The organism is Mycolicibacterium aurum, assembly GCF_900637195.1.
GTDB classification, from domain to species: Bacteria; Actinomycetota; Actinomycetes; order Mycobacteriales; family Mycobacteriaceae; genus Mycobacterium; species Mycobacterium aurum.
The window spans coordinates 3435312-3459809 of the sequence record NZ_LR134356.1 but is presented as its reverse complement, the minus strand read 5'-3'; the positions used below and the strand labels follow the sequence as shown (position 1 = coordinate 3459809).

The window sequence follows — 24498 nt, the reverse complement described above, 5'->3', positions numbered from 1 at the left end:
CCGGTTCACCCGGCGGGGCATCGGTGTCTCTAGTCGCCGAGTTCATCGGCCAGCAGTGGTCCGATCGTCTCGAGCGTGTCCGCGTCCATCAGCTCGGAGTGGCGACACGGGACGCGGACCACACGCAGCTCGCCGCCGATGTGCTGACGCCATCCCTCGGACGCGACACCGTGCAGGTCCATTTCCAGGTGTTCGGCGTCGACGAACCAGACGTCGCCGTCGTAGCGGCCGTATTCGGCGTTCGCGGTGAGTTGTTCAGCGGCAACGTAATTCTCGATCACGACCGCGATCTGGGCGTCGTCCAGGACGGCGATCGCGTCGTCGCTGTCGCGAACCAGCGCGACCGCGTCGGGCACCGTCATCCGTGTGCCGGGATCGACGGGGAACCCCATCTCGCGGAGCAATCCGCCGAGAACCACCTCGGCATCGACATGCGCGCCGTCGGCGTCGTCGACAGTGTCGGTCCGGGTGTCCAGCATCCCCACGAAGGTGACGTTGCGCCCCCGCCGCCTCAACTCCCTGGCGACCAGGATCGCGACCGAGCCTCCGAAGGACCAGCCGAGCAGGCGCACCGGCCCGGTCGGTGCCGCGTCTTCGACGATGTCGGCGTACTGGATCGCGAGATCGTCGATCGAGGCGGCCGGCGCGGCACCGGTGAATCGCGGCGATTGCACCGCATAGAGCGGAACCTCGTCGGGGATGTGACGTTTGAGACCGGAGAACTGCCAGCCCAAGCCGCTCGCCGGGTGCACGCAGAACAGCGGTGGCTGCGATCCTGTCGTGCGCAGCGCAAGCAACGGCGCCAGACCGTCGGGGGAGGCTGGGCCGTCACGCCGGTCCAGGCGGGCGCACACGCCGTCCACCGTGGGCGCGGCCATCAGATCGGCGATCGGGATCTCGACACCGAACTCACGTCGGAGTCCCGTGGCAAGCCGGATCAGCAACAGTGAATGTCCGCCGAGGGCAAAGAAATCCGCATGGACGTCGTCGACATCGAGGTTGAGCACCGAGCCGAAGAGCCGGCACAGCCGCCGTTGTCGGTCGTCGGCCGGCGGCTGGCCGGACACCGCGGTGCTGTGCGGTGCGGGCAGGGCGCGCCGGTCGAGCTTGCCGCTCGGGGTCAGCGGGAACGCATCGACGGCGACGAACACCGACGGCACCATGTGCCCCGGGAGGGACGTGGCGGCATGTCGCCGCAGCGCGTCGCCCTCGGACGGGGCTGCGGGCACGTAATAGGCCACCAGACGGTCGCCGTGCACGACCACCCGCGCCGACGCGACCGCGGAATGTCGGGTCAGCACGGATTCGATCTCCCCGGGTTCGATCCGCACGCCGCGCAGCTTGATCTGGTCGTCGGTGCGGCCGAGATACTCCAGTGTGGGTGGATGCGGCGACCTGCGGCGCCACCTCACCAGATCCCCGGTGCGGTACATCCGGGATCCGGCGCCGAATGGGTTGGCGACGAACCGATCTGCGGTGAGGCCCATGCGGTGCAGGTATCCGTCGGCGAGTTGCACACCTGCAAGGTAGAGCTCACCGGGGGTGTTGTCGGGGACGGGTTGCAGGTACTCGTCGAGCACATAGGCGGCCACGTTCCATCCCGGGGTCCCCAGTGACACGGTGTCACCGTCGGCGGTCCAGCCGAGCACATCGACCGACGCTTCGGTGGGGCCGTACAGGTTGTGCAGCGGGACACCGGGGTAGGTGCGGGCGAAGTCGTGGGCGACCTCGGCGCCGAGGGCCTCGCCGCCGACGGTGACGCGGGTCAGCGACGTGCACCCGGCCGCGGCGGGCTCGTCGAGGAACAGGTCGAGCATCGACGGGACGAAGTCGACCGCGGTCACCTGCTGCCGCCTGATGGTCTCGGCCAGGTAGGCCGGGTCGCGGTGCCCGTCGGGTCGCGCGATCACGAGCGTCGCGCCGGCGGCCAACGGCCAGAACAGTTCCCACACCGACGTGTCGAAGCTTATGGGTGTCTTGACCAGCATCCGGTCGGTGCCGTCGAGCGGGTACGCGTGCTGCAGCCAGGCGATGCGGTTGACGATTCCGGCGTGCGGCACCGCGACGCCCTTGGGCGTTCCGGTGGAACCCGACGTGTAGAGCACGTATGCCCACGAGGCCGTGTCGACGGGGGGCAGCGGCGCCGGCGGCACGCCGGAGCGGGCGGCCCGGATCGCCGCGACGTCGTCGATCACCGTCACGGGGTCGGCATCGGTGATCATGTGCCGCAGGCGGTCCGCCGGGTAGTCGGGATCGAGGGGAAGGAACGCCGCCCCGGTCTTGGCGACGGCGACCGTGGCCACCACCAGTTCCACCGACCGCGGCAGGCGCACCCCGACGATGGCTCCCGGTGCCGCCGCGCGACCGGCGAGTGACGCCGCCAGCCTGTCCGACCACGCGTCCAGTTCGACGTAGGTGAGGCTCTCGGCCTCGAAGACGACCGCGAGTCCGTCCGGGGTGCGCGCCGCTTGCGCCGACACCAACGAACCCAGTGGAACGTCCTCGACGTCGTGATCTGTGGCGTTGCGATCGGTGACCGACGAGATCCGTTCGGCCCCGGTGGTGATGGCCACACGGCCCACCCGCACCGTGGGATCGGCGGCCGCCGCGTCGAACACGGCGGCCAGGCGCTCGGTGAGGATGCGCACGGAGGATTCGTCGAACAGGTCGGCGCTGTACTCGGCCATGACGCTCAGCCCGTCGCTGTCCTCGATGAGGGTGAAGCCGAGATCGAACATGGCGGAATGGATCGGCGGTTCGCACCATCGCGTCGGGTAGCCGAACATCGAGGGGTCCTCGCCGTCGCTGCGGTGATACCCGATGAAGACGTTGAACAGCGGGTTGCGCCCCGGCATCCGGGGTGGACTGAGCGCGTCCACCACGCGTTCGAACGGCACGTCGGCGTGGGCGAACGCGGCGAGGTCGGCGCCACGGACCCGGGACAGCAACTCGCCGAATGCCGGGTTGCCCGAGGCGTCGACCCGCAGGACCACGGTGTTGACGAACAATCCGATGACATCGCCGAGCACCGCCTCGTCGCGGCCCGCGACCGGCGTCCCCACCACGATGTCGGTTCCCGCGCCCAGCCGGTGCAGCAGCGCCGCCGTCGCCGCGTGCAGCACCATGAGCATGCTCGTCTGACGGTCGCGCGCCAGCGTGCGCAGGGCCGCCGCGGTGTCGGAGCCGATCGCGTGGTGCAGGGTGCCGCCGGATCCGCTGGGGGCGCCGGGACGGACGCGATCGGTGGGCAGCGCCAGCTCGTCAGGTGCCTCCGCGAGGGTCGTGCGCCAGAACGTGAGCGCTGTGTCCTCGAGGCCGGACAGCAGCTCTCGCTGCCACAGGGTGTAGTCGGCGTACTGCACGGGCAGCGCCGTCAGGGTGGCGACACCGCCGTCACGCCGTGCCCGATAGGCACTGTCGAGATCGCGCAACAACGGCGCGTCCGACCATTCGTCGGTGGCGATGTGATGCAGCAGCAGGACGACCGTGTGGTCGGTGTCGCCGTGCCGTAACACCCTGACGCGCAGGGGGATCTCCGACTGCAGATCGAACGTGTGCTGGACGGCGGCGGCGATGCGGCCGTCGAGATCCGCCGCGTCGCAGTCGACCACGTGGACGGGAACCTCGGTTCCGGTCGGCAGGACCCGCTGCGCGAAGCCGCCGTCGTGCTCGTCGAAGACCGTGCGCAGGACCTCGTGGCGGTCGGCGAGGTCTCGGAGTGCTTCGGTCAGTGCCTGGATGTCCAGTGCGCCGTGCACCGTGAACGCCAGCGGGTAGTTGTAGGCCAGCCCGGTCCCGCCGAAGCGGTCGACGATCAGCATGCGCTCCTGAGCCGCCGACACCGGCAGCGGATCGGGTCGCGGTGCGGCCACCAGCGGCGGACGCTGCGTACTGTCGGACAGGCCCGCGACGAGGGCCGCCAGCTGCGCCACCGTGGGGTTGTCGAACACGTCACGCAACGACAGGGTGGCGCCAAGGGTGTCCCTGATCCCGTTGATCAGCTTGATGCTGGAGAGCGAATGTCCGCCGAGGGCAAAGAAATCAGCGTCGACGCCGGTGACCCGGGTGCCGAGGATGTCGCTGAACAGCCCGCAGACCGTGCGTTCGGTGGCCGATTCCGGTGGTCGCCCGGAGTCGGGCGCGTCGGCGGTGTGCACATCGGGCAGGGCCCGCACGTCGAGCTTGCCGTTGTCGGTCAACGGCAGCCGGTCGAGAAACCCCAGGGCCGACGGCACCATGTACCCGGGCAGTACATCCTTGAGATGGCGGCGCAGCCGCTCACCGAGGTCCGAGGTGTCCGGTTCGGCCGGTACGACGAAGCCGACGAGTCGGTGGGCGCCTGCGATGTTCGGATCCGGTCGGGCGATGACCGCCGCCTGCGCGACGGCCGGATGCGCGCTGAGCGCAGACTCGATGTCGCCCAGTTCGACGCGATAGCCGCGGATCTTCACCTGGTCGTCTGAGCGGCCGAGGAAGTCGAGATTGCCGTCCGGCCGACGAATCACCACGTCACCCGTGCGATACATCCGCGAGTCGAATCCGGAGTCCTGCGTGCCGAACGGATCGGCAACGAACCTGTCAGCGGTCATACCGGGCCTGCCGAGGTAGCCCTGGGCCAGGCCGGCGCCCGCGATGTAGAGCTCACCGGGGGTGCCGTCGGGGACGGGTCGCAACCACCCGTCGAGGATGTGGGCGCGGGTGTTCCAGATCGGCCTGCCGACCGTCGGAGTGGCACTGTCGTCGGTGCCGCCCCCGAGGGTGTTGATGGTGTACTCGGTGGGGCCGTAGAGGTTGTAGCCGTAGCTGGTGTCACTGTCGCGCAGCCGATTCCACACCGTGGTGGATACCGCCTCACCGCCGAGCAGTACCAGCACCGGCGGATGCCCGCCGAGTTCGAGCAGCCCCTGGTCGAACAGCACGCTCGCGTAGGTGGGGGTGACGTTGATGACGTCCACCCGATGCGTGTGGCAGTACGCGACCAGAGCTTCGGCGTCCCGGCGCAGATCCTCGTCGCAGATGTGCACCTCGTGGCCTTCGATCAGCCACAGCAGTTCCTCCCACGACATGTCGAAGGAGAACGACACCGTGTGGGCGATCCGTAACCGCCGGCCACCGGCCTTGGCGATCGCCGGGGCGAAGATGGACTCGCGGTGGTTGAGGTGCATGTTGGTCAGTCCGCGGTGTGCGGTGACCACGCCCTTCGGTTTGCCGGTGGAGCCCGAGGTGTAGATGACGTACGCGGGCTCGTCGGCGTGCGCCGACAAGCCATCCCATTCTGTGCGGGCCGCAGCACATTTCGCGGTCGTCTCGGCGTCGTCGAGAACGATGAACGGCACATCGTTCGGGCACGTCCCGGCGATGCGCCCGGCCACGGGGGTGGTCGTGAGAACTGCTACCGGTACGGCATCCTGCAGCATCACCGTCAATCGTTCGTCAGGGTAATCCAGCTCAAGCGGTAGATACGCCGCACCGGCACGGAGCACGGCGAACAATGCAACCACTGCATCGATCGAGCGGGGAATCGCGAGCGCCACAATGCATCCCGACCCGACCCCGCGGTCGCGCAACATCCAGGCGAGGCGGTTCACGCGGGACTGCAACTCGGCGTAGTCGATGCTGTCACCGCCACACACCAGCGCGGTCAGCTCCGGAGACCGTCCCGCGCGCTCGGCGAGCAGGTCGGTGACGGTCGCGGGTGGAAGCGGATGGTCGGCCGCGGTGTGCAGCGCCGCAAGGGTGGCCAGTTCGTCGGCCGAGGCCAACGGCGCGTCGCCGATCCGCGCGGCGCCGTCGGACGAGCCCATGTGCAGCAGGACCTGCCGAAGCCGGTCCAGCAGCCGTGCCGCGTACCCGCGCTCGACCACATCGGGCCGGTATTCCAGCTTGACCCACAGCCGCTGGCCCGGCGAGGCGACCCAGGTCAGCGGATAGTGGGACGCATCGATGGAATCGTGACCGACGATCGCGTGTTCGGTCTCCATGTCGGTGAAGGTGTCGTCGTCGAGGAAGTTCTGCAGCACGTACAGGCTGTCGAACAGCGGACCGCCGCCGGCCGGCGCATCCGAACCGGTCAGCGCCCGCTGGATGTCGCCGAGACCCAGGTACTCGTGGTCCATGAGCTCGAGCCGTTCGGATTGCACGGTCCGCATCGTCTCGGCCAGGGATCGGTCCGGACGCAGCCGCACCCGGGTCGGCACCGTGTTGAGGAACAGTCCGATCACGTCGTCGATACCGTCGATCTCCGTGGGGCGGCCCGCCACGGTCGACCCGAAGATCACGTCGTCACTGCCCGTCTCGTAACCGAGGACCAGCGCGAGCGCGGTGCCGATCAGCGCGTTGAGGGTGACCCCGCAGTCACGCGCCTGCTGCGTCAGGGCTGTGGTCTGCTCGTCGGAGAGCGTGAAGTCGAGCCGCTTGGCCAGCGTCGGTTCGGTGCCGACCGCGGCCGGGACCAGCAGGGTCGGCGCGGCGATCCCGGACAGTGCTGCGGCCCAACGGTCTGCCGATGTCCGGGTGTCACGGCTGGCCAGCCATCGCAGATAGTCGGTGAAGTCCGCGTGCGGCACAGGCAGATTCGCGCGATGGCCGGCACGGGCGGCACCGTAGTGCGTGAACAGCTCATGCAGTAACCGTTCGCGCGACCACCCGTCCAGAAGCAGGAAGTGGTAGCTGAAGATCAGCCGGTCGGTCCCCCCGGTTCGGATGACGGTGAAGCGCGCCAGCGGAGCTGCCGAGAGGTCGAAGGTGCGCTGCCGGTCGTCGGAGGTGATCTCCTCGAGCCGCTCTGCGATCGTGGCCGCGGGGTGCTCGGACAGGTCGATCACCTCGGGTTCACACACCGGGTCGGTGACGATCGCGGCAACCGGCTCGGGAACCCCGTCCGCCCAGAACGCCGACCGGAGCACCGGGTTACGGTGCATCACCGCCGAATAGGCGACGCGCAGTGCGTCGACGTCGATCGGCTCGGCGACATCAAACACGTTCTGGACGATGTAGACCGCCGCAGGGGAGTAGCGCGCCTGGAAGTAGACACCCTGCTGAAGCGGGGACAGCGGCCAGATCGTCTCGACGTCCGCGGCGACGGCGGTGACCACAGAGTCGACCTGCTGTTGAGTGAGCGACACCAGGGGCAGATCGGATGGGGTCAGCATCGCCACCGATGACGGCGACGAGCCGGCCAGCCCGCTCATCTCGCGCAGCACCGCCGCCCAGTGCCCGGCCAGATTCTCGACGGTCTGTCGGGTCAGCTCGCCGTCGGCATAGGTGAACACGGCCCGCAGCCTCGGCCCGTCCGCGGTGTCGTCGCAGTGCGCGTTGATCTCGAGTAGATACGGTGTCCCGAGGTCGGGATCCGGTGCGGTGCGCAGGCATCCGTCCTCGGGTGCCGACTGCCAGTCCTCGGTGCCGGAAGAGTTCCACCGGCCGAGATAGTTGAACAGCAACTGCGGTGCGGGCAACCGGCTGAGTGCGGCGGCGGTACGGGGGTTGCAGTAGCGCAGCTGTCCGTACCCGACACCGCCGTCGGGGACTGTGCGCAGCGTCTCCTTCACCCGCGCGAGTGCGGCGACGAAGTCCTCTGGTGAGGTGGCCGAGGCACCCGCGAGACGCACTGGCGCGATCGCGGTGAACCAGCCGACGGTGCGGGAGAGGTCGAACTGCTCACCCCACCGGTCGCGTCCGTGCCGCTCCAGGTCGAGGACCAGAGCAGTGTCCGCTGTGCCGCCGCGGGCGGCGCGCCACCGAATCACGGCCTGGTGCAGTGCGGTCACCAGCGTCTCGGTCACGTCCGCGGTGGCCATCGCGGGAACCGTGGTCAGTAGAGGCACGGTGTCCTCGGCCGAGAGGACGATCTCGTGGTCGCGGGTGGCGCCGATCGTCAGGCCGACGGAGGCCGCGTGCGGATCGAGTTCTCCGCCTGGCGCGAGCGTGCCTGTCCAGTGCTCGAATTCGGCCAGCCGGGCTGCCTGTTGCGCGTTCTCGTTGACCGCCCGGGCGTAGGACCGGTACGACGTCGGTACCGCCGCGAGCGTGGGCCGGCCACCGGCCTGGACCTGTTGGCAGGCGTCGGCGAGATCGTCGATCAGGACACGCCACGACACCGCGTCGATGGCGAGGTGGTGCACGATCAGCAGCAATCTGCCCTGCCTGGCTGCCCCGCGGTCGAACCAGACGGCCGCCACCATGCGGCCCGACTCGGGGTCGAGCAGATCGGTCGCCGAGTCGGACCGGGTGGCGATCGCCTCGGCGAGGTCGTCGTCGGTGAATTCGGCGGCGTCCACGCGGGATACCGTGACCGGTCGCTCCGATGTGGTTTCCAGCGACCACAGCGTCGGCACCGGACGCAGTAGCCGCAGCCGCAGCGCGTCGTGCCGGTGCACGACCGCGGCGAGCGCGGCGTCGAGGTGCTCCAGCTGCAGTCCGGCGGGTGTCAACACCAGTTCGGCCTGATTGAATCGATCTATCCGGCCGCCGAGTTCGCTGAGCCGCAACACGATCGGCGTCGGCGGCACCTCGCCGGGCTCTGCCCCGGGGTCGTGCGTGGCGGGTGCCGGGGTGGCACCGTGAGCCACTGCGACCTCGGCGAGCGCCGACGGGGTCCTGGCCACGAACACCTGCTGTGGGGTGAGCTGCAGGCCGGCCCGGCGGGCCCGGTTCACCAGCTGGATCGCGACGATGCTGTCGCCGCCCATGGTGAAGAAGTCGTCGTCGACACCGACGGGTACGCGCAGGATCTCGGCGCACAGGGATGCGATCTGTGTTGCTGCATCGTCGTCTTTTGCCGCAGAGGGGGTTTCGGCAACAGACTGCTCGGGTTCGGGCAGCTTGGTCCGGTCGAGTTTGCCGTTGGCCGTCAGCGGCAGCGCGTCAAGAGTGACGAACGCCGTCGGCACCATGTAGTCCGGCAGGGTCTCGGTGAGCGCCCCGCGGACGGTCGCGACGTGGAGGGTCTCCGCGCCCACCAGATAGCCGATCAGCCTGGCGCGCCCGGACTCGTCCACGTGCACGGCTGCCGCGGCGTTGGTCACGCCCTGCACTGCCGCGAGCGCGGACTCGACCTCCCCGAGCTCGATGCGATAACCGCGCACCTTGACCTGGTCATCGGATCGGCCGACGTAGACCAGCTCCCCGGCGTCGGTCCACATCGCGGTGTCGCCGCTGCGGTACAGGCGTTCACCGGCGGAGTCGAACGGGTTGGCGATGAACCGGGTCGCGGTCAGCTCGGGCTTGCCGACGTAACCGTGCGCGAGTTGACCACCGGCGACGTACATCTCGCCGACGACGCCGGCAGGAACCGGCTGGAGCTGCTGATCGAGCAGGTGAATGCGGAGGCCGGGAAGCGGGCCGCCGACGACGCTGCGTGCGTCGCCGCCTGCGTCCTGCGAGGCCAGCGGACGGTGGGACACGTGGACGCACGTCTCGGTTATGCCGTACATGTTCACCATCAGCGGTGCCCCCGGGCCGTCCCCGTGGCGCTCGTACCAGGCGCTGAGCCTGCCGGGATCCAGGGCCTCCCCGCCGAAGACGACGTAGCGCAGTGCCAGCTCGGGCCGCAGCCGACGATCTGCCTCGATCAGTGGGTAGAACGCCGACGGCGTCTGGTTGAGCACGGTGACCCGTTCGGTCTGCAGAAGCGCAAGGAACCGTTCCGGGTCGCGCGCGTCGGCGGTGTCGACGACAACCAGCCGCCCGCCGTGCAGTAGTGCACCCCACAGCTCCCACACCGAGAAATCGAACGCGGCGGAGTGGAACATCGTCCACGTGTCGTCGGCTCCGAAGTCGAAAAGCTCGGCGGTGCCTGCGAAGAGGGCGGCGACGTTGCGGTGACTGACCGCGACGCCCTTGGGCAGCCCTGTCGATCCGGAGGTGTAGATGACGTAGGCGGCGTGATCGGGCAGCACGGCAGGCGGGACGTGAGCTGCCGGGTTAGCCGCGGTGGCGTCGGAGATCAGCAGGCCGGGAGCGCCCAGGCCCGCCACGCGATCGTGACTGTCGGTCAGCACGCACACCGGCGCGGAATCGCCGACGATGTGGTGGGTCCGGGCTGCCGGCGAAGTGATGTCGAGGGGGACGTAGGTGCCGCCGGCCTTGACGACACCGAGGAGGCCGACGACGAGGTCGGCGGATCTCGGCAGCGCGACCGCCACCCGGGATTCCGGGCCGACACCCATCGAGGTCAGGGTCGCGGCGACAGCCGAGGACCGGGCGTCGAGTTCGGCATACGTCATGCTCGTCGACCCCGCGGTCACCGCCACGGCGGCCGGGTCACCGTGTGCGGCGGCCGCGAAGGCCTCGGCGAGGGTGAGATCCGGTCCGGGCCGGGACGTCGGCCCTGTGCCGAACCGTCGTTCGGCCGCGGTCCGCAGATCAACGACGCCGACGGCGGTATCGGGCTGTTCGACGAACGTGATGAGCACCTGCTCGATCCGTTCGGCGTAGCGGCCGGCCTCGGTCTCGCTGAGCACGGTGTGGTCGTACTTGATCTCGACGGTCAGCCGCTCGTCGAGGTAGGCGACGAACGACACCGGGTAGTGCGGTGAGTCCGTGCCGGTGAATCCACCGAAGACAAGGGCGTTGTCGCCGGCGGTCGTGCCGGTGGCAGGGAAGTTCTCGACCACGACCATCGTGTCGAACAACTCCCGCACGCCGCACAGGCGGGCCAGTTCGGCGAGGCCGAGGTGCTGTGCGTCCAGCAGTGCGCTCTGCTGGTCCTGCAGGTCGGCGAAGACGGTCCCGATGGGTGTGTGCGCCTCCCACGCCATCGGCACCGGGATGGTGTTGATGAGAAGTCCGACAAGCGAATCCAGGCCGGGTAGTTCGCCACCGCGGCCCGACACCGTCGAACCGAAGACCACACGTCTGCGATCGAGAAGCCGGCCGAGCAGCAGTCCCCATGCCCCGTGCAGTGCGGTGGACACGGTGATGCCTTGGTCACGGGTCACGCGGGTCAGCCCCGCGGTCAGCCCGGGCGACAACCGGCGGACATGGCTGCGGTGCTCGCCCGCGCCGCGGGACTGCGCACCGTAGAGCAAGGTGGGCTCGACATCGTCGAGTGCGTCGGCCCACGCCTGCCGGGCGGCGTCGTGGTCGCCGCCGAACACCGACTCGACATGGTCGTGCAGAGTGGTGATCGGGGCCGGCGATCCCGTGTCGTTGTAGTGGGCGACCACGTCGCCGAAGATCACCGGATAGGACCAACCGTCGGCGACGATGTGGTGCATGGTCTGGATCAGGCTGTGCTCGGTGGCGCTCAGTGAGACCAGCACGTAACGCACCAGCGGCGCCTCGGCGAGGTCGAAGGGTCTCGACAGTTGTTCGCGGGCAATGTCGTCGAGCCGCTGGCGTGCGCCGTCGGCCGACATCCCGCTGATGTCCACAGCGTCGAACTCCGGTTCGGCGTCCTGCCAGATCACCTGCGCCAGCGACCCGTCGCCGACCTCACGGAAACTTGCCCGCAGCGCCTGATGCCTGCGCACCACCGCTCCCACCGCGCGCCGCAGCGCGGCGGTGTCGATGAGTCCGGACAGCTTCGCGATCTGCTGAACCCGGTAGGTGTCGACGCCGTCGCCGAACGCGCTGTGGAAGAACATGCCCTGCTGCAGCGGAAGCAGCGGCAAGACGTCGTCCACGGGGCCCACTCGGGCGAAGGCGTCCACGTCGGCCTGGCTTAGGCGCACGAGCGGGAAGTCGGAGGGGGTGTGACCGTTGAGGGCCTCGCAGCGGGTCAGTGCGGTCAGCGCGTCGCGCCAGAGGTGGGCGAGGTCATCGATGTCGGCGCTGTCCAGCAGACCGTCGGGCCAGGCCAGCGTGGCCGACAGCACGGTGCCGTCCGGGCCGTCCTCGGCGACCGCGTTGATCTCCAGGGCGACTGCGGGATTGGTGGGATCGACGCTCTCGCGCAGCTCGCCGATGCGGCCCACGGGCTGCCAGTCTCGGCCGGTACCGCCGGTGAACCGGCCCAGGTAGTTGAACAGGATCTGCGGCGCAGCGCCCTGCAGCGGCGACGGGTCGCTGAGATGGCGGAGCACGCCGTAGCCGAGGCCGCGGTGGGGTACCGCCCGTAGCTGCTCCTTGACCGACTTCGCCGCGGCGGCGAGCGTGGCCCCGGCGGCGAGCACGTCCTCCCAATGCAGGGGACCGGGGTCGACACGCACCGGGTAGATGGAGGTGAACCAGCCGACCGTGCGGGACAGATCCAGATGCCCTGGCACCAGCTCGGCCTCACGGCCGTGCCCTTCGAGGTTGACCAGCAGGGCGCTGGACTGTGAGCGGCCCCGGTCGGCACGCCACTTCGCCAGGGCCAGGCCCAGCGCCGTCAGCAGAACGTCGTTGACCCCGCCGTGGAATGCGGCCGGGACGTGTGACAACAAGGCGGCGCTGATGTGGGCGGGTAGTGAGAGACGGTGACTGCGAACGGTTCTCGCGATGTCCACCTCGGCGTCCAGCGGTCGCGGGCCCAGATCCGGATCCGGGGTGGCCAGCACGTCGTTCCAGTAATCCGCTTCGGTCCCGAACCGGTCCGTCGTCGTGATCGCATCGGACCAGGCGCGGAAAGAGCTGGCGACCTGCTCCACCTCGACCTGCCGGCCTGCGGCCAGGTCCGACCAGGCCCGAGCCAGGTCGTCGGCGAGGATGCGCCAGGACACCCCGTCGATCACCAGGTGGTGAATGACGAGCAGCAGTTGGCCGGCCGCATCCGGCCGGTCGTACCACCGGGCGTGCACCATGGCGCCGTCCTCGGGGGACAGGCGCGCGGCCGCGGCGGCGGTCGCCGTGTCGAGGTCGTCCTCGGTCAGCTCGCCGGCGATGCGGGTGAGTACCGAAGCAGCGGCGCTGGTTTCGGGCACCCACAGGACCCAGCCGGCCTCGGTGATGTCGATGCGGGCTCGCAGCATCGGATGCGCGGCGAGCAGAGCGGCCATCAGTTCGGCCAGCTGCGTTTCACTGATGCCGACGGGCGTGGCCAGCACCATCGACTGATGGAAACCGGTCAGCGGCGTCTGGGCGTGCAACGTCTCGGCCAGCATCGGGGTCAGGGCGATCGGTCCGGTGCCGGTGTCGTCGCCCGGCGCCGGCGCGGAGGCCGCGGTGTCCGCGACCGCCGCCAGCGCGGCGACGGTCCGCCGACGGAAGATGTCCCGGGGCGTGATGTGCAGACCCGCCTTGCGCGCTCTGGCGCAGACGGTGATCGACGAGATGCTGTCACCGCCGAGGCTGAAGAAGTCGTCGTCGACGCCGAGGCCGTCGATGTCGAGTACGGCGGAGACGACGTCGAGCAGGATCGACTCGTGGTCGCTCCGCGGCGCCCGGGTGGGTCCCTTGGTCGCGGCGACCGGCTCGGGAAGCGCTGCCACGTCCAGCTTTCCGTTGATGGTCAGCGGGAGCTCAGGCACGACGCCGTAGCGCGTCGGCACCATGTAGGCGGGCAGCGTCGCCGCGAGATGACCGTGGAGGGAGCTGACGAACTCGGCGTCGTCGGCGGGTGGCGTGGCCGGGATCACATAGGCGGCCAGGGATTTCGCCGGCGGGGTCCCGGAGCCGGTCCGGACGACGACGGCGCACCGCGCGACGCCGTCCACTGTGGACAGCACCGCCTCCACCTCACCGAGCTCCACCCGGTGGCCGCGGATCTTGACCTGGTCGTCGGCGCGCCCGAGGTAGTCCAGAAGGCCGGGTTCGTCGGTGCCGGACCGGCGGCGCACCAGGTCGCCGGTGCGGTACATGCGTCCGCCGGCGACGAACGGATCGGCTACCATCGCTGTGCAGGTCAGGCCGGGGCGCCGATGGTAGCCACGCGCCAGACCGGTTCCGGCGATGTACAGCTCGCCGACCGCCCCGTCGGGCACCGGTCGCAAGGCGGCGTCGAGGACATATGCGCGGGTGTTCCAGATCGGTGCTCCGACCGTCGCGGTGGCACTGTCGTCGGTGCCGCCGCCGAGGGTGTTGATGGTGTACTCGGTGGGGCCGTAGAGGTTGTATCCCGCGGTGTCCGGGTGATCGCGCAGCACCGACCACACGTGCTCGCTCACCGCCTCGCCGCCGAGCAGCACCAACGCCGGCGGATGCCCGTCCAGCAGACCGGCGTCGAGCAGGTGGTGCGCGTACGTGGGCGTCACATTGATGACATCGATGCGGTGGGTGCGGCAGTACTCGACCAGGGCGGGAGCGTCGCGCCGCAACTCCTCGTCGCAGACATGGACCTGATGGCCCTCCACGAGCCAGAACAGCTCCTCCCACGACATGTCGAACGAGAACGACACCGTGTGGGCGATATGGAGCCGATCCCGGCCTTCGGCTCTGGCCACGGTGGGCTCGAAGATCGCCTCGCGGTGGTTGAAATACATGTTGGTCAGGCCCGCGTACCCCGTGAGCACACCCTTGGGCGTGCCGGTCGAGCCCGAGGTGTAGATCAGGTACGCAGGGTGGTGCAGACGGCCGGCACCCGTGGCGACCGTGCCGAGCTCGTCGGCGGTCAGCGGCGCGGCCGAGGTGGCGGTGATCGCGTCCCGCGTCGCCTGGTCGCCGACCGCGATGACGGTGGCGCCCTGGTCACGCCCGCAGGCCGCGAGTTCGGTGGCGCCTGAGGTGGTGAGCAGCAGCGCCGGACGGGCATCCGCGATGATCGTGCGTAGCCGCTCGATCGGCAGGTCCAGCTCGAGCGGCAGATACGCCGCACCGGCGCGCAGCACCGCGAACAGTGCCACCACCATGTCGATGGAGCGCGGCAGCGCCAGCGCCACAAAGGTTTCCGGGCCTGCACCGTGTCCGATGAGGTAGCGGGCCAGCTGTGAGACGCGGTCGTCGAATTCGCGATAGGTCAGCCGGTGCGCGCCGAAGACCAGTGCGGTCTCGCCTGCGTCCGCTTCGGCTCGCCGCGCGAGCAGTTCGGCGATCGTCACCGGTTCGAGCTGCCGCGAGGTCGCCGACCACCGCTGTTCGAGTGCCGTCGCACGGTCCGGAGCCGTCAGCGTTATGCCACCGAGTGCCGTGTCGGGTTCCCGGGCAACGCATTCCAGCACGGTCAGCAGCTGTGCCACCATCTCGTGGGCCCGTGCGTCACCGACGACGCGGTGCTCGAGCTTGACGGTCATCTCCCGTCCGGGGGTCAGCACCCAGGTGAGCGGGAAGTGGGTGGTGTCGTGGTAGTCGACGCCGACGATGCCGTGCTCGGACTCGAGATCGGAGAATGTGTCGTCGTCGAGGAAGTTCTGCAGGACGAGCAGCGAGTCGAACAGCGCGGCGCCGGAATCCCCGGCTGCGCGCTGGATCTGGCCCAGCCCGAGATGGTCGTGCCGCATCATCGCGACCCGCTGATCGCCGTTGGACCGCATGGCGTCTGCCGCGGTGACAGTGGGGGACAGGTCGACCCGCACCGGGACGGTGTTCAGGAACAGTCCGATGGTCTCGTCGATACCGACGAGTTCGCCGGGGCGGCCTGCGACGGTGGTGCCGATGACCGCGTCGGTGGTACCCGCGTGGTAGCCGGTGACCAGCGCTACGGCTGCGGTCACCATCGAGTTGAGGGTGATTCCGAGATCAGCTGCGGTGGCGAGCAGCTGTTCGGTCACCCGCTGCGGCACGTGCACCACGACCCGGCCGGGTTCGGTGTCGGCTGCGGCGGCGGGATGGCCGGGGGCGACGCCGCTGGCCAGTGTGGGCTCGGCGAGTCCCGCGAGCCGCTCGCGCCAGGCCGCGGTGGCGTCGGTGGTGCCGGCAGTGTCGATCCACCGCAGGTAGCGTGTGACGACGTCGCCGCGCGGTTGCAGCGCGCCCGTCCCTGGACGTCCGGCGAGATTAGAACCGTAGAGTGCGAACAACTCTCGCAACACCAGTTCGCGGGACCAGCCGTCGAACAGCAGGAAGTGGTAGGTCAGCAGCATCCTGTCTCGCCCGCCGGGGAGGCGGAGCACCGTGAGCCGCACCAGCGGCGGGCGGCCGATGTCGAACGGGGTCGTGCGATCGGCGTCGATGGTGGCGCGGATCCGGTCGGCGACCTCGGGGTCGCCGTTCGATCGATCACCCAGGTCGACGACGGTGATGGCAGACGGAGGGTCGGTGAGCACAACCTGAATGAGCGTGGTGGCGTCCGGCGCCGGGTTGTTCTCCGCGTGTTCGACGGTGCGGAACCCGACACGCAGCTGCGGATGGCGGTGCAGCATGGCGGTGAACGCGTCCTGGAGCGCCTCGAGGTCGATGCGGCGGTCGAAGTCGAATGTGTTCTGCGCCAGGTAGGTCGCCGTGGCGGCAGAGTCGAGGGTGCTTTGGTAGTAGACGCCCTGCTGCAACGGCGACATCGCCCACACGTCGTCCACCGCCTCGGCGTCGGTGATGCGTCGCAGTGTCGCCTCGGACAACGTCACCGTGCCGAATCTGGTGATACCGGCCTGCCCGGTGGTTGCCGGGCTGCCCGGGGTGCCGGACGCGCGGGCGCCGACGCCGACGGCGGTGCGTCCGTGGAAGATGTCTTCGGTTTCCACGACAAGACCGGCCCTCGCCAGCCGGCTGGTGACGCGGATCGCCGAGATGCTGTCGCCGCCGTGGGCGAAGAAGTCGGCGTCGGCGCTGAGGGTGTCGACACCCAGCACGGCGGCCATCACGTCCACGATGAGCTGCTGCCGGTCGTCGGCCGGGGCGACCATCTCGGTGGGCCGGCCGGGGCGCCCGGTCACGAGTGCGCGCAGCGCCGTGCTGTCGCGTTTTCCGTTGGGCAGCAGCGGGATCGCATCGACGATCGTCAGCGACGTGGGCACCAGGTGCGGGGGCAGTTCCCCGGCCACGGCCGCCAACAGGTCCTCAGCAGTCACGTTCCCGGCGTTGATCACCGCGACGGCGGCCAGCACGGGTCCTTCTGCCACCACGGCGGCGTCGACCACGCCGGCCTGTCCGGCCAGCACCGCCTCCACCTCGCCGGGCTCGATCCGGTATCCATTGATCGTGAGCTGGTCGTCTCCGCGACCCGCGAAGACCACGCGGCCGTCGGGCAGAGTGGCACCGCGGTCGCCGGTGCGGTACATCCGCTGTCCGTCGGGTGCAGCGACGAAACGCAGCGCTGTCTGGCCGGCGCGCCCCAGGTAGCCCCGTGCCAACTGCACGCCACTGACGTAGATCTCCCCGATGACCCCGTCCGGCAGGTCCGCGAGGCTGCTGTCGAGGATCCGGATTCCGGTACCGGCGACGGCGCGGCCGAGTGTGACGTCCTCGGTGTCTTGTCGGCCTGCGAGTACGTCGCCGGTCACCTCGGAGGACCCGTAGGAGTTGACGACCTCCGCCTCAGGGCAGGCGGTGCGCAACGCGGCCAGGTGGAACGGGGTGAGCGCTTCACCGCTGACGATCCACCGGTGCATTCCGCGCACCGCAGCGGTGAACTCGTCGGCCAGTGCCGCCGCGAGTGAGGGGATCGCCACCAGCTGACGCACCTCGTGCTCGTCGACTAGCGCGGCGAGCCGGCGACCGTCGCGCACGGTGTCGTCACCTGCCAGCACCGTGCGGGCCCCCGCGGCCAGTCCGGCCAGCAGTTCGGTGGTGCCGTCGATGAACGACAGTGAACTCTTGGCCAGCCGGACAGGCGCCGGCCAGTCATCGACCGCCCAGATCAGCCGATTGGCAAGGGCGCCATGGGTGCCCACCACGGCCTTGGGTTCCCCGGTGGAACCCGACGTGTAGAGCACCGAGATCGCGTCGAGCGGCTCGACCGTGACCGGTGGGAACGGCACGGAGCGGTCAGGGACGACGGCGGTGTCGATCAGCACGGTGCCCATGGGGACCGCGTCGCCGAGCACCTGCTGTCCGTCCAGGTCCGCCAGCACAGCCCGCGGCCGGGCGTGGGCGAGCATGAACCCGATCCTCGACGCCGGATAGGACAGATCCACCGGCAGATAGGCGGCACCGGTCAGCACCACCGCCCACAGTCCAGCCACCATGTCGGCCGACCGGGACATCGCGAGTGCGACGACATCGCCGCGCCGGACCCCTGATTCGGTGAGACGGTGGGCCAGCGCCGCCGCGCGGCTCTCGAGATCGGCGAACGTCATGACGGCGGTGTCGGTGACGAGTGCGACGTCGTCGCGGTGCGCGGCGATCGCCGCACCGATCACCCGGGTCACCGTGGTGGTATCGGAAACCTGGTCGATCGCAGCGTGTTCGGCGAGCCGGATCCGGCCGCAGCGGATGTCGGGATCGGCGCTGACCGCGGTGAGCGCGGCGGCGAACGCCCCCGTCACGGCATCGGCGAACGCATCCGAGACCCGGGCGCGGTCGTTGGTGACGGTGACGGTGATGGTGTCCCTGACGCTGACCATCACCGTGAGGGCATAGTGCGGAGCCTCGATCACCGCGATGTCACCCAGCTGGAGTTCGTCGGTGGAATGTGCTGTGGCGCCCAGGTTCTCGATGACGACCAGCGAGTCGAACAGCTCGTCGAACCCGGCCAACCGATGTGCGTCGATCAGCGGCAGATGATGGTGGTCCAGCAGCGTCGACTCGACATCGGCCAGTCGTGCGGCCACGGTGGTCGCCGGCTCGTCACCCGCCCAGCGGACACGCACCGGGATCGTGTTGACCAGCAGACCGACCATCGTGTCGATATGAGCGACGTTGCCCCCGCGGCCGGAGACGACGGTGCCGAACACCACATCAGCGCGGCCGGTTAGACGTCCGACCGTCAGTCCAAAGGCGGTATGGAGCACGGTGCTCACCGTCACGCCGGCCTTCTCCGCCGCCGCCGCAACCTGCAGACGCGTCGCCAGAGGCGTTGTCCGGTGGCCGAATCCAGGCCTGGGGCGAGGTCCGACGGTGCCGTCGGCGGACGCGATCATGGTGGGCGCCTCGATGTCGCGCAGCACCGGAGCCCAGGCGGCGCGGTCTGTGGCGCCGTCCCGGTCTGCGAGCCACTCGACGAAGTCCGCGAAGCGCGGTGCCGGGCCGGTGAAGTCGGCACCGGTGTACGAGGTCAGGAGGTCGTCGAGCACCAGAGGCACCGACCAGCCGTCGGCCACGATGTGGTGCACCGTCTGGATCATCGTGTGCAGTTCATCGCTGCGGCGCACCAACGTGTAGCGGGTCAGTGGCGGTGCGGCGAGGTCGAAGCGCCGCCGCCTCTCCCACTCGGCGCGCTGCGCCACCACGGTATCCGCGCCGTCTCCGGACAGTCCACGGGTGTCGACCACGTCGAAGTCCGGTGGCACGGTTGCAGCGTGCACCGATACCGGGGTGCCGTCGGTCAGGGTGGTGAACGCGGCGGACAGCGCGCGGTGCCTGGCCGCGACTGTCTCGGTGGCGCGCTGGAAGCGCTCGGTGTCCAGCGGCCCGCGAATGTCGACGATCTGCTGCACGACATAGGGGTCGCGGTCTCGGCCGAACGTCGAGTGGAAGTAGATCCCCTGCTGTGTGGCGGTCAGCGGCAGCACGTCGACCAGGCCCGGGTAGCGCTGCTCCAAATCCGCCACATCGGCGGTCCCCAATTCGACGTGCGGAAAGTCCGATGGGCTGTGCCCTCGCACGTCGTCGCTCTCGGCGATCATCGCCAGTACCTCGGTCCAGCGGTGCGCCAATCGGGCGACGTCGGACTCGGCGACGGCATCCGACGGCCAGCTGAACGTGGCGCGCAGCACCGCTGCGGTCCCGGAATCAGTGGCCTCGGCGTTGATTTCCAGCAGTCGGGGCAGCGGCATCGCCGGATCGCGGCCCTCCAGCACGGCGGCACCGGTGTCGGCGAACGCCCACGGCCGGTCGGCGGTGTCGAAGCGGCCGAGGTAATTGAACAGCACCTGAGGGGCGGCCTGGAGGCGGTCGGCCGAGCCGCTCAGATGACGCAGCGCGCCATAGCTGATGCCGTGGGAGGGCACCGCACGCAGCTGATCCTTCACCGACCGCACCGCCGACCCGAGCGCGCCGCCGCCGGCCAGGGCTGAGCGCCACTCGAAGTCGTCGTCGTGCAGTGCCACCGGATACAGGGTGGTGAACCAGCCGACGGTTTCGGACAGGTCGATGTCGCCGACGGTGTGGCCTTCTCGGCCGTGACCCTCCATCTCGACGAGCAGCTCACCCGCACCGATCCCGCGGTCGCCGAGCCACTCCCGCAGCGCCAGGTAGAGCGCGGCCACCATTGCGTCGTTGACATGTCCGTGGATCCGGTCGGGTACGACCGACAGCAGTGTCTCGGTGACCGGCGCCGGTAATTCCACCGTCAGGGTGGACTCGCTGGCGACCGTGTCGGTGGACGCGTCGAGCGCGCGGTCGCCCCAGGGCTGCTCCGTCACGGCGCAGGTCTGTTCCCAGTACTCGCGGTCGGCGTCGAACGCGCCCCGTGTGGTGGCGTCGGTGAGCTGCCGGGCCCAGGATCGCCACGGCGTGCGGCACTCGGGCAGCAGTGCCGTACCCGTGTCGGCCAGCCTGGTGTGGGCGGCCGCGAAGTCCTCGGCCAGGATGCGTAGCGAGACGCCGTCGATGACGACGTGGTGGGCCACCACGACCAGCAGACCGGGCTCGTCGTCTGCGCCGAGCCGGCCCGTCGCCATCATCGTGCCCGTCGCGGGGTCGAGCAACGCGAGCAGCCGGTCCCGCATCGACTCGACGCTCTCGCCGGGGCGCGGGGTCAGCAGTGGCACCCGGGCAGGGGCCTCGGGGATGTGCAGTTCCGCGGTGCCCGACGTGCTCGATGCCCAGAGGACGTGGTGGCGCGCGACCACCGCGTCGACGATGCTGCGCACCTCGTCGTGGGTCAGGCCGGCCGGGGTCACCAGCGCCATACCCTGGAAGAAGCCGTTGTGCGTCGACGCGTCGGCCGCGTCGCCGACGGTGTCGAGCCAGCGCAGGATCGGTGTTGCCGCAACGGGTCCGGTCGCACCGATGGCCTGCTCTGCGGCGGGTTCGGACTCGACGAGGAGCGGGGCAAGGGCCTCAACCGTGCGGTGGGCGAACATGTCCCGCGGACGCAGGGAATAGCCCGCCGCGCGGACCCTGCTGACGACGCGGATCGCCACGATGCTGTCGCCGCCCAGGCTGAAGAAATCGCCGTCGACACTGACGGATTCCAGATCCAGGGCGTCGGCGAACGCCCGCGCCAGCACGATCTCGCGAGGTGTGCGCGGCGCCCTGCCGGTGGTCGTCGGCGGTGTGGTCGTCGGTGCAGGCAATGCGCGTCGATCAGTTTTCCCGTTGGCGGTCAACGGAACCCGGTCGATCGCGACGAAGATCGTCGGCACCATGTACTCCGGCAACCGTGATCGGCCCCAGTCGGCCACCTCGGCATGCAGCGCGTCGTCGTTGGTGACGCCGTCGGAGGCCACGACGTAGCCGACCAGCTGATCGGCGGCGCCTTGCCGGTGCACGGCCACCACCGCTTGCCGTACCGCGGGGTGGTCGGCCAGTTGCGACTCGATCTCTTCGAGTTCGATTCTGCGGCCCCGGATCTTGACCTGATTGTCGGTGCGACCCAGGAACTCCAGCGACCCCTCGGGGGTCCAGCGCGCGAGGTCGCCGGTGCGGTACATCCGGGAACCGTCGTCGAAGGGATTGGCCACGAAGCGCGACGCGGTCAGCGACGACGCGTTGACGTAGCCGCGGCCGAGCAGGAACCCCGCGGCATACAGTTCGCCCCCGACCCCTGGCGGCACGGGCCGCAGGTCCTCGTCGAGCACGTACAGCTGGGTGTGCGGATTCGGGCGGCCGATCGAGGTGGCGATACGTTCGGCCGTGTCGCGGTAGATGACGTGGGAGACACCGATGGTCGCCTCGGCGGGTCCGTAGCCGTGATACAGCGTGGTTGTCAGCTGGCTGCGGAACCGGGTGAACAGGCTGGGGGTGAGAACCTCGCCGCCGCACCACACGTGACGCAGTGACCGCAGAGAGCTGTCGGCAGGGGCCGACAGGCGGTCGAGCTCGAGCAGGGTGTCGAGCATCGAGGAGACCAGGTAGACGAAGGTCACGCGCTCCGTGCGGATGAGGTTCAGCAGGTACTCGGGGTCCTTCTCTCCGTCGGGTGCGGCGACGACGACCCGGCCGCCGCACACCAGCGGCAGCAGAATTTCGTTGACCGAGATATCGAAGGACAGTGGAGCTTTGAACAGCGAAGCATCGGAGTCATCGAAACCGAGGATGTGGTCGCGTTGCCACATGAGTCGCTCGGCGATCGCGTCGTGGCGGATCATGGCGCCCTTGGGTGTGCCGGTGGACCCGGACGTGAAGATCACGTAGGCGAGCTGACCGGGCTCGACAAGAACCGCCGGTGCCTCGGTGGGTTCATCGCCGAAGCGCCAGTCGTCGAGGTCGACGACGAGGGTGTCCACTCCCCAGTCGCTGCGGTCGGCGACCGCGGTGAAGGCCGCGCGCGCACCCGCGTCGGCGAGGACCTGCTTGCGGCGATGAGCAGGCCAGCCGGGGTCCAGCGGCACGAAGGCTGCACCGGCGACCATCGAGGCCAGCACGCAGACCACCATCTCGGCCGAGCGCGCAACACCGACGGCGATCACCGCCTCCGATGTGCCGTCGACGCGGGCGAGCGCGTGTGCCAGTTGCGAAACCCGATCGGCCAGTTCGCGATAAGTCAGCCGGCGCGCACCGTCGACGACCGCGACGGCCGCCGGCGTGCGCGCGCACTGGGCGGCGAACAGTTCGGGCACCGTCGACGTCTGATCCGGCGTCGAGTGGTTGTTCCACTGGTCGAGCAGTTCAGCGATGTCCAGCGAGTCCGCGGTCACGTGCCGACAACCTCTTCCGTCTAGTCGTGCGCGTCAGTTGTGCGCGCTCCATGCATTCCACAGCCGTGCGTAACCCCCGCCGTGTGCCAGGAGTTCTGCATGCGTGCCCTGCTCGACGATGCGCCCCTGGTCCATCACGACGATCTGGTCGGCGGTCGCCGCCTGCGTCAGGCGATGGGCGACCACAAGCGTGGTGCGGCCCGCGGTGGCGGCGAGGGCCGCCGCCTCCAACTCCGCGGCGTGGGCACTGCCCGCCTCGGCGGTGGCCTCGTCGAGCACCACCACCCGGGGATCGGCGAGAACCACACGGGCAAGCGCGATGTGCTGTGCCTGCGCCGCGGTCAGTGCGGTGCCCTGTTCGCCGACGAGGGTGTCGAGGCCCTCGTCGAGTGCTGCCACCCAGTCGCGGGCGCCGACCTGGTCGAGCGCGGCCCACACCTGCTCCGGACCCGCGTCGGGTGCGGCCAGGCGTAGGTCGTCGATCAACGGACCGGAGAAGACGTGGATCTCTTGGGTGATGGTCGCCACCCAGGAGCGGAGTTCGTCCTCGGCGATGTCGGCGACGGGCACGCCGCCGATGAGGCTCTGGCCGCGGTTCGGCAGGTACAGCCCGGCGATCACCGCGGCCAGGGTGGTCTTGCCCGCGCCGGTGGTGCCGACCAGCGCGCAGCGGGTGCCTGCCGGGATCGTCAGCGAAACATCCTGCAGCACAGCAGGCCCGGACCCGTAGGCGAAGAAGACGCCGGAAACCGACACATCGGCCCCCGTCGGGCGCGGGGCGGGGCGGGTGCCGGTGGTCGGCTCCGCCTGCGGCAGCATGTCGACGACGCCGACGAGACGGGCCAGGCATGCGGCACCGGCTTGGATCTCGTCGAAGTTGTACATCATCATGCCGATCGGATTGAACAGTCGGTGGAACATGAGCGCCGCTGCGGTGACCTGACCGACGGTGACGACATCGTCTCGGACCAGCAGGAAGCCGACAACCAAGGTTGCTGCCAGGCCGATGAATTCGGCCCGGTTCACCCGCCCCACCAATCGGGTGAACAACGTGAACACCGACACCTCGAGATCCCGTGCGCGCGCCGACGCGCGTTCGATGCCGGCCAGGTGGCCGGCGTGCACCTCGTAGGCATCGATGGTGCGCGCACCCTGGATCGACTCCACGGTCGCCTGTGCGCGTTCGGCGAGTGCGACGCGCTGCTCGGCATACATCGGTGTCGATCGCGGCAGGAACCACCACAGACCGGCGGCGTAGGCAGGGATACATAGGGCACCCGCGAGCCCGAGCCGCCAGTCCAGGCTGGCCATGCCCACCAGGGTGACGATGCCGAGGAAGAACGCGTTGAGCATGTCGGGCAGCACCTGCGACACCGCCTTGGCGACCGCGGCGACGTCGGCACCGACCCGCGACAACAGATCGCCCCTGCCGCTCTCTTCGATGGTTGTCGCGGGCAGTTGCAACGCCTTTCGCAGCACGTCCTCCCGTAGGTCGGCCACCGCGTGCTCGCCGAGGCGAGTGATGAGGTACTGCGACAACCCCGTCCCCAGCCCGCCGATCAGCGCCGCCACCCCGATCACGACGGCCAGGCTGACCAGGCTGCCGGCCGGGCTTCCGGCGTCCACCCGGTCCACCAGTGTCCCGAGCAGGTAGATCGGCACGGTCGCCGCGCCGGCAGCTGCCAGCCCCACCAGCACCGTCGCGACGCTGGGTCCGCGCCGCGCGCGCAGTTCGCCGACCAGCCAGCTCCAGGTGCGCCGCATCGTCGCCACCGGCAGCACCGGCGGCGTGGTCGATTCGCTG

General features: G+C 69.7%; 2 protein-coding genes. Both read right to left on the bottom strand.

Annotation, left to right across the window (positions count from 1 at the left end; all coding sequences use genetic code 11):
- Window positions 1-29: 29 nt before the first annotated feature.
- A complete protein-coding gene (locus tag EL337_RS16135) occupies window positions 30-22694 on the bottom strand; it encodes a non-ribosomal peptide synthase/polyketide synthase (RefSeq protein WP_048633692.1) in 22665 nt (7554 codons plus the stop codon).
- Between the two features lie 33 nt (window positions 22695-22727).
- Window positions 22728-24458 (bottom strand): ABC transporter ATP-binding protein, encoded by a 1731-nt coding sequence (locus EL337_RS16130; RefSeq protein ID WP_048633791.1) that lies wholly within the window; start codon window positions 24456-24458, stop codon window positions 22728-22730.
- Window positions 24459-24498: the final 40 nt, after the last annotated feature.

Coding starts and splice junctions, on each gene's coding strand:
- EL337_RS16130 (WP_048633791.1), bottom strand. CDS start 24,458: ATGCGGCGCACCTGGAGCTGGCTGGTCGGCGAACTGCGCGCGCGGCGC.